This window comes from Photorhabdus khanii NC19 (genome assembly GCF_000517265.1).
Taxonomy (GTDB): domain Bacteria; phylum Pseudomonadota; class Gammaproteobacteria; order Enterobacterales; family Enterobacteriaceae; genus Photorhabdus; species Photorhabdus khanii.
Genome location: NZ_AYSJ01000003.1, coordinates 1 through 12,277, shown reverse-complemented (window position 1 = coordinate 12,277; position 12,277 = coordinate 1). Strand labels below are relative to the sequence as shown.

The following is a 12,277-nucleotide window of genomic DNA, read 5'->3' as shown; positions in this document are numbered from 1 at the left end:
AATTCGTGTCAGCAAAATTTTCCATTGGTGTCATTATTGGTGGGGCCATTAGTGGTGCGTTCAGTTCTGCCATGTCCGGCACACGTCGTACACTGGGAGCACTGGGAGAAACGACACGGCGACTTGAGAACAGACAACAAGCACTGAACCGTGCTATTGAACGTTACGGTCAGCTCGGTTCCCGCAGTGCTCAGAGTTTGAATAGAGATCTACAACGTGTTAGCCGAACGCTGGAGCAGTTGAACCGTCAGCAACAGCGCTTACCGTCTGCTGCTATCATGAGTGATGCAGCCAAAGCGAATCGTATGGCACTATATGCACAGGGAGCCGAAACCTATGCATTAACTCGCACGATATCTTCTCCTGTTATGAAATCGGTAACAAAATACGCCTCTTTTGAATCAGGATTGCGAGATATTGCTGTCACTGGTGATCTGTCTCCGAAAGAAGAACAAAAAATCGGAATCATCTTGCGCCAGAACGCCAAGCAAACAAACCAATTACAAGAAACCCTGCTGGAAGGTGTTGGTACATTAGTTGCCGCCGGAAAATCTCCCGTGAAATCGACCGATATGAGTGGATTATTGGGCCGCGTCGCCACGGCATCTAAAGCTAATATTAATGACTTAGCCAAAATGGTTCTATCCTTTGAATCCCTGAAAATTGAAGGTGATCAAGCGCTAAAAGAAGCCTTTAACCGAGTCGTTTTCGGTGCTAAATCGGGCCGTTTTGAATTAAAAGATCTCGCCCAATACTTCCCAGAAATGGCGCAACAATTTGCTGGTAAGGGAATATACGGTCAGGAGGCAGTTTCACAGATTATTGCCAGCTTGGAAGTTGGTCGTGAAGGTGCAGGAATGGAAGGTGAAGCTGCTACCAATATGAGGAACTGGCTAGCTTCAATGGGACGTGGTGATATTGCCAAAAGATACGCTGAAGCTGACGTCGATTATCAAACCTCAATGAGCAGATATGTTTCTTCGGGATACTCGCAATATGAAGCTTCAATCATGATCGCAGACCGTTTTATCAAGAGTAAAGGTGCTGATCTAATGAAAGAGTGGAAAAAAGCGGGAGCCAGAGGTGATGAAGATGCACAACGTATGCTCATGGAATCTTTCGGGCTATCCTCTATTTTTACCGACGTACAGACAGTCAACCATCTCTTGGCCATGCGGCAACGTTGGAGCGATTATCAGCGTATCAAAACAGGTATGGGGACTGATTCGGCACAAAAATCTGTTGATACCGACTTTGATAAGCAGAACGATACCTTAGAAGCGCAATGGCGGCGTACTCAAATTGGGTTTAATGATTCGGCTATTAGCATTGGTCAGTCGCTGCGTCCAGCATTAATACAGTTAGCCGAAACCTTTATTCCATTGATGGACAAGACCGGAAAATGGCTGGCCGCTAATCCTGAACTCATCAGTAATGTTGTCATGCTGGTTGGTGGGTTCCTAGCACTCAAAGCCGCTTCAATCGGTGTAAGATTAGGTCTTAATCTTTTACTTTCCCCTATAACTGATATCTGGAAAGGCGCAATGTTAATGCGCACACGGTGGTTATTGTTTCGAATGGCTATCGGTAGTGGTGGTAGATTCGGTGTCGTTGCAAATATCTTGGGAAAAATAGCCGGATCAGCTCTCTGGTTGGGCAGAATCCTCGGTAGTGCTCTCTATAAGGGCTTGATGTTAGCTGGCAGAGCTATTTTGTGGATTGGACGCGCACTATTAATGAATCCTATCGGATTGATCATCGCCGGTATTGCAGTGGCCGCTTATCTTATCTATCGCTATTGGAAGCCCATCAGTAATTTCTTTAAACGGCTTTGGGTCTTAGTAAAATTTGCTTTCCAGATGGGATGGCAGGGAATCAAAAATATTTGGTCTAACGTCAAAGATTGGTTTACAGCTCGATGGAATGACATTACTAATGCGTTTGATGGAGGAATATTTGAGGTCAGTAAATTAATTTTAAATTGGTCGCCATTGGGGTTGTTCTATAAAACATTTGCTGACGTTATGAAATGGTTTGGCATTGATCTGCCCAATAATTTTACTGACTTTGGTAAAAATATCGTTAATGGGTTGGTTAATGGTATTTCTAATATGCTGACCACGGCTAAGGACACCATTAAAAACTTCGGTGGCAAAGTTTCTAGCTGGTTTAAAGAAGCGTTGGGTATTCAATCCCCCAGTCGGGTATTTATGGGATTTGGCGATAATATTGTGCAAGGTGCGGTTGTTGGTATTGATCGTACTACGCCATTGGCTGTTCGTGCTACTCAACGTCTGGCTAAGGGAATGACCTCTGATGTCCCACAAATTTCACCTCCTGAGATGATGTCGAGCAATCCAGTTAGACGAACAGGTTATAAAGATACCAGCAACAACAATAATGGTTTTTCTATCTCTTTCTCCCCGCAAATATACATTAGTGATAAACAACAAGCGGCTATGCCCGATATTAGTAAAGCCTTAAACCTGAGTGTGCGTGAATTAGAGAAACTGCTGGAGCATATTATTATTCAGAGAGAACGCCGGAGGTACGGATAATGTTTGCGGTATTAGGTGATATCGAATTTGAGCTGATCACTTATTGGGATGGTTTCGATGTAACGTTTGGTGTTGATTATGCCGAACATGCCCGAATTCAAGGTAAGCCCAGCTTGCAGTTCGTGGGTGAGAAACTGGATGAAATTCAAATTAGCTTGGTCTTTCATCAACATTATTGTGTGCCGGATGTTGAATTGAATCGGCTGTGTGAAGCAATGCGAAAGCATCAGGCACTTGCGCTAATATTCGGAAATGGTGATTACCGTGGCTGGTTTGTTATTACCGATGTGACAGCCACCAGTGAACAAACGGATTCAGTAGGTAATATATTTGCCCTCAATGCCTCGGTGACATTACGTGAATATATCGGTGATCCTAAAAAACCGCTGAAACTGCCTGCCATTAAATCCCATGTCCCGAATACAAAGGCGTTGTCTAATGCAATATTGAAACCATCAGGTATGGCTAAAAAAGTCAGGGATGGTGTGAATTATGCCAAACAAGCACAATTAGCACTGCAAACAACCATCAGCGCGGTACGTACTGCACAGAAGATGAAAGACAACCCGACCATAGCGTTAACCCGTGTACCAGGTCTTCTTACCGGACTTAACAATATTGTTGGGCCATTAGGGAAAAGCTATCCGGCTTTTCAATCACTCGGTAACTCATTGCCAGATGCGATTCAATTGACCAGAGCAACGGGGCAAGCAGCAACATTTGTTAACAATGCCCAATCGTCATTAAGCCGTGCTGATAGCCGTAATATCGCGGCTGTATTGGATTCTGTATCAGCTCAACTTGAATCGGCAAGTTCAACATTTACATCAATATCACCCGCGCTCAGTAAGATGGCAGCGCAAATTACCACAAGGGCGCTTTGATCATGTTTCTTGAATACATTACAAAAGATGGCGATAGGTGGGATTTATTGGCTCACCATTATTATGGTGACCCTTTAGGTTACGCTCGCATAATTGCTGCTAATCCGCACGTTGCAGTTACACCTGTATTGCCATCTGGGATCGTATTGTTGATCCCCATCATTGACGCTGACAATGTAGTAATTGCAGAGGATACACCACCGTGGCTAAGATAATTGATACCAAGCAAACACCATCTATAACGGGTGTCTCAGAGGTTTTAAGTCCGACATTCACGTTACGATATTTGCAAAAAGATATCACAAATGACATCACTCCTTATGTCACTCGTGTCAGCTATACCGACAACATCAAAAGCGAATCCGATGAAATAGAGGTAGAGTTGGATGATACTGATGGTCGCTGGCTAGATAAATGGTATCCGGGCAAAGGTGATACGTTGACATTGAAGTTGGGCTATTTCGGCGAACGGCTACTGAATTGTGGCTCATTCTATATTGATGAAATTGAAGTCAGCATCCCTCCTTCTATTGTATCTGTTCGAGGTGTAGCAACGTCTATCAATACGGCATTGCGTACCAAATCTAACCGCGGATTTGAGAATACAACTCTGGCAGCTATTGCTAATCGCATCGCCAAGAAACATCAGTTAAAGCTGATCGGCAGTATCGAAATCATCAAGATTGACAGGGTGACGCAATATTCTGAAACCGATGTGGCGTTCTTGAAACGGCTGGCCGGTGAATATGGTTATGCCGTTAAGGTTGTCAGTGAACAGCTAATTTTCTCCCACTTAGCCAGTTTGCGCTGCCAAGAACCCATAAAAAAATTATACCCTCGTGATGTTGCCCAATTTTCACTGCGGGACACGATTAGTAAAGTCTATAAAAAAGCCAAAGTGAAGTACCAAAAGGCTGATGATAAAAAGCTGATTGTCTATGAAGCTGATGGCACGACCAGTGTAAGTAATCAGTCCAATCCAAAAGACAAGAATAGTGGTAAAGAAACCAGCGCAGATACCTTAAAAGTAAACAGCCGGGCTGCTAACAAGAATAGCGCTGAAGTAAAGGCCACGTCAGCACTGGATTCATATAATGAGTACCAGCAGAACGGCTCACTTTCATTGATGGGAGCCCCTCAGTTAACCGCCGGAAATAAAATTGAGTTGATTGAATTTGGCAAGTTATCTGGACAATGGTTAATTACTTCAGCTCACCACTCTTTTGATCGCGACAGCGGATATATAACCGAACTTGAAGTTGCTCGTGGCCCTGTTACATCAAGCAAATCCAAGAAAGATAAAAAAGGTAAGACTCGGAAATTGGTTGTATATAAGCCTGATGGTTCTTCCGACACAATCATCAAGGAGGAATCCAAATGAGCAGTGTAACTCGTCAAGTTGGTACGATTAGCGCCGTAGATCCTGCTACTGTTCGTGCCCGCGTGCGATTGCCTGAATGCGATAATATGCGTACTAACTGGCTGAATGTGTTGCAGCGCAATACCCAGAATAACAAAGACTATTGGTTGCCCGATGTTGGGGAACAGGTTGAAGTGCTATTGGATGCCAATGGTGAAGATGGTGTTATTTTAGGTGCTGTCTATTCCAGTGTTGATAAACCGTCAGCTAACAATAAAGACGTCCGTGGTATGACTTATGCAGATGATGCAGCTTTTTACTATGATCGTACCTCACACACCCTGACTATTAATGGCGGCATTCAGCACATTAAGATCGCGGTGGGAGTCAATGTTGTTATTCAGACACATCAGGCAACTATTGATGCGCCGGAAACAATCGTAACCGGAAATATGTTAGTGAAAGGCCAATTAACTTACCAAAATGGACTGTCGGGCTCTGGTGGTAATGGAGCTGCTGCGACCATTCAGGGCAATGTCAGCGTTAATGGCAACATCCATGCAACGGGCAGCATCATGGATGAAGGTGGTAACTCAAATCATCATCCTCATTAGTTTCTTTAAACAACTTTAATATCAGATATGCCTACAGGGGATGATACTGTTCCCCATGAATACGAACTCACACTCTGTTTTTTGGCAACCCGCTCTCCAGAGCTCAGGCAAAATTGCCTGTGGGCTGGATGACATCGCCCAAGCAATACTCATTATTCTACGTACACCACGTGGTAGTGATCCACATCGACCAGAATTCGGCAGTCACTTGCACCTTTATATTGATTACCCAATAGACCGCGCGATTCCCCACGTTGTCAGGGAATCTGTTAATGCTATTACACGTTGGGAACCTCGTTGCCAGTTGCTCTCCGTGAAACCAACTGTCAATGGAGAACACCTAACTCTGCGTGTGAATTGGACAGCAGTTGATGGCATTACACAATCTACGGAGTTGCTATGGCGCTGACAGAACCTGATTTTATCGAGCGTGATGTAGAGAAAATCACAACCGAAATGATTGCAAAGTATGAGGCTGATGTAGGTAAGACTTTGTACCCAGCACAGGCAGAGCGCCTGCTGATCAATTTATTTGCATATCGTGAAGCACTAACCAGAATGCAAGTTCAGGAAGCCGCCAAGCAGAATCTGGTCGAGTTTGCCCATGCGCCCATTTTGGACTACTTAGGGGAGTTGGTCGGAGTATATCGGCTACCCGCCCAACCGGCGCATACAACACTGCAATTTAGTGTTGATGATGCGTTAGAGCGAGATGTGCTCATTCCTGTGGGGACGCGTGTTAATGCATCGGACAGTATTACTTTTGCTACTAATACAGATGCTGTTCTGAATGCAGGTACACGTTTCGTTAATGTCACAGCTACTTGTACAGATGCTGGATTATCAGGGAATAGCTGGCAACCAGCACAAGTCAGTACATTGTTGGATGAAATCGACGACATTGACCTGCAAGTGACCAACACAATAGTGAGTAGTGGTGGTTCGGCAGAGGAAAGTGACGAGAGGCTACGTGTACGAATCAAGATGGCCCCTGAATCGTTTACTAATGCGGGCAGTCGTCAGGCTTATCGCTTTCATGCCATGCGTGCTCACCCTAATATTGTTGATGTCGCAGTCAGGTCTCCCATTCCGGGTGTTGTTGAACTGTTTCCACTATTGGCGACGGGGTTGCCAGATGAAAGCATTTTAACGCTGGTGAAAAGTTTTTGTTCTGACGAAAAAATCCGCCCGTTGACTGACACTGTACATGCAAAACCTCCCGTGAAGGTTGATTATACCATCAAGGCTAAACTGACCTTGTACAGTGGCGTTAATGCACCCGGTATTCAATCAGCAGCAGAACAGGCCATACAAACATGGGTAGCTGAACGAGCAACAACGTTAGGGAAAGATATTGTTCCCAGCCAAATCATCTCAACATTGTCTGTTTCTGGCGTCTATCAAGTCGTACTGGAGTCTCCTACGTTTCAGATTGTAGGTAAAAATGAATGGGCGAACTGTATCGGTATCACTGTTGTGGTCACTGGAGTCGCTGATGGTTAAGTTACATCTACCACCTCCACTGGAAGCTGATATCAGTATGCGTGCATTAGGTCAGTTGGCCTCCCGTTTTGATGATATCGATTTAACCCAATTAATGGTTTATCTCATTGATACTGTCGATAGCAGCGCGTTGCATTGGCTTGCAAATCAATTCTCCCTATTTGGCGATGGCTGGGAGCTTGTCGAATCAGACAAGGCTCGCCGCACGTTAATCAAATCAGCTATAGAATTGCATCGGTATAAAGGCACACCGTGGTCAATTCGTGAAATTATCCGTCGTTTTGGGTTTGGTGAAATTGATTTAATTGAAGGCACTGGTCAAATTAATTATGACGGTCATGCCAGCCATAACGATAATTATGTTCATGGAGATTCAACATCCTGGGCAGATTATCGCGTCATACTTCAACAACCTATTACCAATGATCAAGCCTCGCTACTGCGTACCACACTGGCCGCGTTTGCGCCTGCACGCTGCCACCTTGCCAGCTTGGAATATCAGTCTGTATCAATTCGTTACAACAATACTGTCAATTATGACGGTAGTTACAATTATGGGAGCAGTTAAAATGGCTAATTTACCGGAAACCCCACAGTGGTCAGAGGGAGTGTATCAGATAGAAACCTCAGACCCCGTGTTAGGCGGGCCTGATGGTATTTCCAATCGGCAGGCTAAACAGTTGACCAATCGCACAAGCTATCTTAAACAGAAGCTAGAACAAAATGGGAATGAGTTGAGGGAACATTCTGAGGTACAAGACCCACATACTCAATATGCACCGAAAGCCAGTCCCATTTTCACAGGAACGCCAATTGCCCCCACACCTGCTAAAAACGCTAATAATACTCAGATTGCAACAACAGCATTTGTGCAATCACTGACGAATACGGCGAATCAAAGTGCTGTAGCTGCAAATAACAACGCTAATAGCCGAGTACCATCCATTCGTAAAGTGAATGGAAAAGCGTTGTCATCTGATATTTCATTGAATGCCGGAGATGTGGGAAGTTATGCTAAATCTGAGAGCGATAATACTTTCTTGCGTATTTCTAGCGATAAAACCGCAACAGTTGGTAGTTTATTAATTGATAGTAAAACTTCTTTTCCTGAGCTACGTTTCAAATCGAAAGATGGGTATATGGTAGGAATTAATGGTTCGGAAGGAAAATTGTTACATATTTATTCTAACGATCCGAGCAATCAGCGACGTTATAATATATTAATACCTGAGCGAAGCGGTACACTCGCATTGCAAAACGCAGCTATAAAATCTGAAAATGGCTGGTGGCAATGTGGGGATACAGGAATAATTATTCAATGGGTTAAAGTTGCATCAAACCAACAGTCATGGGTAAAAATCAATTATCCAATTTCTTTTAAAAATCAGTTTATTGGCTATGTCGCAAGCATGTCGAGTATAAATACATCAACAGGTCACACATTAGTACGTAATGCAACATTATCGACGTTTGAATATCAAGCGGGCACTCCCAACAACAATGAGAATCCAAGCAAAGTTGTTCATATATTATTTTGGGGGGTATAAATGGTTTATTTCTCCAGAAAAGAAGGCGCTTTTTATAGTGAAGCTCATGAAGAATGCATTGAAATAACAGCAGAGAAACACAATGAATTACTTACAGGGCAGTCACACGGTTTGTCAATTGTTAGTAATAAAGAGGGTTATCCAGTGCTTACTGAACGCGCTCCGTCCGTTTATCATAAATACGATGGTGAAAAGTGGATAATATCAGAAAGCAGTGTGATAAAACTCAGGCAGGAACAACAGCAACAAGCAGAACATAAGAAACAGCAACTTATGTTCACTGTAAGTAAACAGATAGCTCCGTTACAAGATGCGGTAGATTTGGGGATGGCGAGTGATGAGGAAAACTCTCGGTTGACCGCTTTGAAAAAATATAGGGTATTGCTAAACCGTGTTGATGCTAGCTTAGCGCCAGATATTTATTGGCCTGAAAAACCCAGAATTACGGAATAAGGGATTAATGGCCCTATTCTTATTTCTGATACGGTAACCAATTCCGTGCAGTTACGGACTATATCGGGGATGATTCCAAAGCAGTATAAGATGTACGTGGATGGCATCCACTTGTAGATCATGGGATTACAAGTGGAAGCGATTAGCATAATGAGCGCTTAGGCTATTTCAGAGTTAAAGGCTGCGTAGCTGAGTTTCTTTATTGGTTTTCTGATACAGAGTAAATAACATCGGCAATAGTGAGCTGATAGCAACCAGACAATGGCCTAACTGACAAAGACTTTCTGGGGTGAATTCTACCACGTCATTAGCGGCAAAAGTAATAAGAGTATCTCCCAGAAAATGTAACCCATGACAGAGCCCAGCACTGTTAGCTTCGCAGGCTTCTTCCAGTAGTTCAATATCTTGCTCACTCATATCCGCCGTATCCAGTACTGACACAACATTCGCCATGTCGGAATAGAAGATATCGCAGTAGTTCTCAATGTCCGAAGTATTCTTAATATTCTTAGTATTAAGCATGGTTCAGTTCCCCTAGTGGTTTGCATGAGGCAAATACCAAAGGAAAGCCTGCTAGCAGAGTACAAACTTCTATTTCCGTGGTAGCTAATATTGAAATCATGCGTAATGGGGGAAGTTTGATTATCAGTCGGTTAGAACGGGCGTTAATAAATATATAGGGCTTTGAATGTGCGCGTATGTTACTATTAGCGTTAGCCATAGCATTAGCTCCAATAATGTTGTGGTCAGAAGCCCGGTTAGTGGTGAGACACTACCGGGCTCCGTTGTTTTTGAAACCCTTTGAATATACACTGGTGTATACAATATACATTAAATCATGGGGTATATACCTTGTCAATGCCAAATAAAAGATCTCCTCAATTTCCGATGAGATTAACAGAGGAATTTCGTCTCCAGCTTGAAGCGGAAATGAAGAAAGATGGTGATACGTCTTTGGCAACATGGATAAAACGAATTTTGCGTAAAGAGCTGCTGGCACGTGGTATTGAACCGAAAGGTTGAATCATTTTGAAATACCAAGAGGCACCCATTCTAAGTGCCTCTTATTTTAAATTATCCTAATAACTTTAATATGCGCGTCTTAACCTACCGTAATCTGAACAGGTTTCCCTATACGGGTTAACATATTAACCAATGCGTCAATGGTGAATTTATTTACTTTTTTATTCACAACATCAGATACTCTTGGACGAGAAATGTGCAATACTGTTGCTACATCAGTTTTTTTTATTTTTTTATCTACAATCCATAGGGTAATTTCTCCTATTAACCGTTCTTTGATTTGCAGTGTGTTTTCTATTTCTCGTAAAGAAGTTGTATGAAGTTGCTGAGCTTCTTGCTCAGTAAAACCTAATTCAGAAAATATATTATGTCCGGCTGGAGTTGCCCTACGAATTTCAGTGTCAATTTTAGTGGTCATTTGATATTTCTCCGTTGCTGGATAACTGCGTTGTATCGCACTTTAGCGATATCCTTGTCCTGTTTATTCGTTTGTTGAGTTTTCTTCTGAAAACTATGTAATACGTAAATAGCTTCATCAAATTTAGCAACATACATAATGCGATAAATACCTGTACTGTCTCTTAGCCGTATTTCTTTTACGCCAAAACCGATGTCAGAAAAGGGTTTCCAGTCTTCAGGATCTATTCCACGCTGTATTCTGTGAAGCTGATAGCCTGCGTCTTTACGTGTGTCTATAGGAAAGGCTAACAAGTCTTCATAAGAAGAACCAATCCAGGCAATTTCTTTCTCTGTACCGCTCCTGATTTTCGTCATAGTTTTCCTTCCTTATTTAATTGTATGCAATGCTGAAATCATGTGTAATGGGCGAAGTTCGATTATCAATCGATAAGAAAGGTACGTTATAAATGTATAGCGTTTTGAATGCGTGCGTATGTTACTATTAGCGTTAGCCATAGCATTAGCTCCAATAATGTTGTGGTTAGAAACCCGATTAGTGGTGAGACACTACCAAGCTCCGTTGTTTTTGAAACTCTTTGAATATACACTGGTATATACAGTAGCATTAAATCATAGGGTATATACCTTGTCAATACAAAATAAAAGATCTCCTCAATTTCCTATGAGGTTAACAGAGGAATTTCGTCTCCAGCTTGAAGCAGAAATGAAGAAAGATGGTGATACATCTTTAGCAACATGGATAAAACGAATTTTGCGCAAAGAGCTGCTGGCACGTGGTATTGAACCGAAAGGTTGAATCATTTTGAAATACCAAGAGGCACCTATTCTAAGTGCCTCCTATTTTGAATTGTTAATATATGTGCTTTAACCCACCGTAATCTGAACAGGTTTCCCTATACGGATTAACATATTAACCAATGCGTCAATGGTGAATTTATTTACTTTTTTATTCACAACGTCAGACACTCTTGGACGAGAAATGTGTAACATCTCTGCTACTTCAGCTTGTTTCATTTTTTCATCCACAATCCATAAAGTAATTTCTTCCATTAACCGTTCTTTAATTTGCAGTGTGTTTTCTATTTCTTGTAAAGAAGTTGTATGAAGTTGTTGAGCCTCTTGCTCAGTAAAACCTAATTCAGAAAATATATTACGTCCGGCTGGAGTTACCCTACGAATTTCAGTGTCAATTTTAGTGGTCATTTGATATTTCCCCGATGCTGGATAACTACGTTGTATCGCACTTTAGCGATATCCTTGTCCTGTTTATTCGTTTGTTAAGTTTTCTTCTAAAAACTATGTAATATGTAAAATAGCTTCATCAAATTTAACAATATACATAATACGATAAATACCTGTACTGTCTCTTAGCCGCATTTCTTTTACACCAGAACCGATGCCAAAAAAGGGTTTCCAGTCTTCAGGATCTATTCCATGCTGTATTCTATGAAACTGATAGCCTGCGTCTTTACGTGCGATCTGTAAGGAAAGGCTAACAAATCTTCACAAGAAGGGCCAATACAGACAATTTCTTTCTCTAGTACCGCTCCTGATTTTTATCATAGTTTCCTTCCTTATTTGGATGTATAAAATTTTATACCATTCCGTAAAAAATTGCAAATGCAGAATTGAAGGAGTTTGAAGCCTGACGAGGAGAAAATGTACGATAGGTATGTTCAGGCCGCTGACAAACTTGGCTATTTCAAACATTACATTGAGATGACTGGTAGCAAGTCGCGTCTCGATATCAAGTTGCCCAACGGTTCGTACTACAGATTCAGAGGAAAAATGGGTAAATTGGATAAACTACAGTCATATCTATAACGATTAGTTATGTAAAAACTTTTCAATAGATGAAACGCAATTACCGCTTCATTTATTGCGCGAATGAGGGAAATTTATCGCGCGCGGCATC

The 12,277-nt window shown here is 42.2% G+C and carries 18 protein-coding genes; 12 read left to right on the top strand and 6 right to left on the bottom strand.

Going from position 1 to position 12,277, the window contains the following annotated elements; all coding sequences use genetic code 11:
• The first annotated feature begins 5 nt into the window (after positions 1 to 5).
• The 10 genes from PTE_RS04350 to PTE_RS04305 are packed head-to-tail and all read left to right on the top strand — an operon-like array spanning position 6 to position 8,919.
• Positions 6 to 2,558 carry a phage tail tape measure protein gene (locus PTE_RS04350; protein WP_036843622.1) on the top strand — a complete coding sequence of 851 codons (2,553 nt, stop codon included), beginning with the start codon at positions 6 to 8 and terminating at the stop codon, positions 2,556 to 2,558.
• Complete coding sequence (locus PTE_RS04345) at positions 2,558 to 3,442, top strand: phage tail protein (protein WP_036843620.1); 885 nt, start codon at positions 2,558 to 2,560, stop codon at positions 3,440 to 3,442. Before PTE_RS04350 ends, PTE_RS04345 begins: the two co-directional genes overlap by 1 nt.
• Positions 3,443 to 3,444: 2 nt before the next feature.
• Complete coding sequence (locus tag PTE_RS04340) at positions 3,445 to 3,657, top strand: tail protein X (protein WP_152963027.1); 213 nt, start codon at positions 3,445 to 3,447, stop codon at positions 3,655 to 3,657.
• Positions 3,645 to 4,823 carry a phage late control D family protein gene (locus tag PTE_RS04335; RefSeq protein ID WP_036843619.1) on the top strand — a complete coding sequence of 393 codons (1,179 nt, stop codon included), beginning with the start codon at positions 3,645 to 3,647 and terminating at the stop codon, positions 4,821 to 4,823. Before PTE_RS04340 ends, PTE_RS04335 begins: the two co-directional genes overlap by 13 nt.
• Positions 4,820 to 5,416: a phage baseplate assembly protein V gene (locus PTE_RS04330; RefSeq protein ID WP_036843618.1), complete on the top strand. Its 597-nt coding sequence runs from the start codon at positions 4,820 to 4,822 to the stop codon at positions 5,414 to 5,416. Before PTE_RS04335 ends, PTE_RS04330 begins: the two co-directional genes overlap by 4 nt.
• Before the next feature lie 55 nt (positions 5,417 to 5,471).
• Positions 5,472 to 5,825: a GPW/gp25 family protein gene (locus PTE_RS04325; protein ID WP_036843615.1), complete on the top strand. Its 354-nt coding sequence runs from the start codon at positions 5,472 to 5,474 to the stop codon at positions 5,823 to 5,825.
• Positions 5,816 to 6,919 (top strand): baseplate assembly protein, encoded by a 1,104-nt coding sequence (locus PTE_RS04320; RefSeq protein ID WP_036843614.1) that lies wholly within the window; start codon positions 5,816 to 5,818, stop codon positions 6,917 to 6,919. Before PTE_RS04325 ends, PTE_RS04320 begins: the two co-directional genes overlap by 10 nt.
• On the top strand, positions 6,912 to 7,487 hold the full coding sequence (locus PTE_RS04315; protein ID WP_036843612.1) for a phage tail protein I: 576 nt from the start codon (positions 6,912 to 6,914) through the stop codon (positions 7,485 to 7,487). Before PTE_RS04320 ends, PTE_RS04315 begins: the two co-directional genes overlap by 8 nt.
• 1 nt (position 7,488) lies before the next feature.
• Positions 7,489 to 8,466, top strand: a complete 978-nt coding sequence (locus tag PTE_RS26320) for a gp53-like domain-containing protein (RefSeq protein WP_239002445.1) — start codon at positions 7,489 to 7,491, stop codon at positions 8,464 to 8,466.
• Positions 8,467 to 8,919 (top strand): tail fiber assembly protein, encoded by a 453-nt coding sequence (locus tag PTE_RS04305; RefSeq protein ID WP_036843610.1) that lies wholly within the window; start codon positions 8,467 to 8,469, stop codon positions 8,917 to 8,919.
• 174 nt (positions 8,920 to 9,093) lie between these two features.
• Here the strand turns inward: PTE_RS04305 and PTE_RS04300 are convergent, their stop codons facing one another.
• Together PTE_RS04300 and PTE_RS23360 are read right to left on the bottom strand one after the other, a co-directional pair.
• Positions 9,094 to 9,441, bottom strand: a complete 348-nt coding sequence (locus PTE_RS04300; RefSeq protein ID WP_036843609.1) for a hypothetical protein — start codon at positions 9,439 to 9,441, stop codon at positions 9,094 to 9,096.
• Complete coding sequence (locus PTE_RS23360) at positions 9,434 to 9,640, bottom strand: hypothetical protein (RefSeq protein WP_071992938.1); 207 nt, start codon at positions 9,638 to 9,640, stop codon at positions 9,434 to 9,436. The genes PTE_RS04300 and PTE_RS23360 overlap by 8 nt, the downstream gene beginning before the upstream one ends.
• 137 nt (positions 9,641 to 9,777) lie before the next feature.
• Here PTE_RS23360 and PTE_RS25585 point away from each other — a divergent pair, with 137 nt between their 5' ends.
• Positions 9,778 to 9,942 (top strand): hypothetical protein, encoded by a 165-nt coding sequence (locus tag PTE_RS25585; protein ID WP_152963025.1) that lies wholly within the window; start codon positions 9,778 to 9,780, stop codon positions 9,940 to 9,942.
• A gap of 79 nt (positions 9,943 to 10,021) precedes the next feature.
• Here PTE_RS25585 and PTE_RS04295 read toward each other — a convergent pair whose 3' ends face one another.
• Together PTE_RS04295 and PTE_RS04290 are read right to left on the bottom strand one after the other, a co-directional pair.
• Positions 10,022 to 10,360 (bottom strand): helix-turn-helix domain-containing protein, encoded by a 339-nt coding sequence (locus tag PTE_RS04295; protein WP_036843606.1) that lies wholly within the window; start codon positions 10,358 to 10,360, stop codon positions 10,022 to 10,024.
• Positions 10,357 to 10,716: a type II toxin-antitoxin system RelE/ParE family toxin gene (locus tag PTE_RS04290; protein WP_036843604.1), complete on the bottom strand. Its 360-nt coding sequence runs from the start codon at positions 10,714 to 10,716 to the stop codon at positions 10,357 to 10,359. Before PTE_RS04290 ends, PTE_RS04295 begins: the two co-directional genes overlap by 4 nt.
• 118 nt (positions 10,717 to 10,834) lie before the next feature.
• On the opposite strand from PTE_RS04290, the gene PTE_RS04285 reads away from it, so the two are divergent.
• Positions 10,835 to 11,158 (top strand): hypothetical protein, encoded by a 324-nt coding sequence (locus tag PTE_RS04285; RefSeq protein ID WP_036843602.1) that lies wholly within the window; start codon positions 10,835 to 10,837, stop codon positions 11,156 to 11,158.
• Positions 11,159 to 11,226: 68 nt separating this feature from the next.
• On the opposite strand, the gene PTE_RS04280 is transcribed toward PTE_RS04285, so the two are convergent.
• Positions 11,227 to 11,565, bottom strand: a complete 339-nt coding sequence (locus PTE_RS04280) for a helix-turn-helix domain-containing protein (protein ID WP_036843600.1) — start codon at positions 11,563 to 11,565, stop codon at positions 11,227 to 11,229.
• A 93-nt stretch (positions 11,566 to 11,658) separates the two neighbouring features.
• Positions 11,659 to 11,793, bottom strand: a complete 135-nt coding sequence (locus PTE_RS27165; RefSeq protein ID WP_387440140.1) for a type II toxin-antitoxin system RelE/ParE family toxin — start codon at positions 11,791 to 11,793, stop codon at positions 11,659 to 11,661.
• Positions 11,794 to 12,277 lie beyond the last annotated feature (484 nt).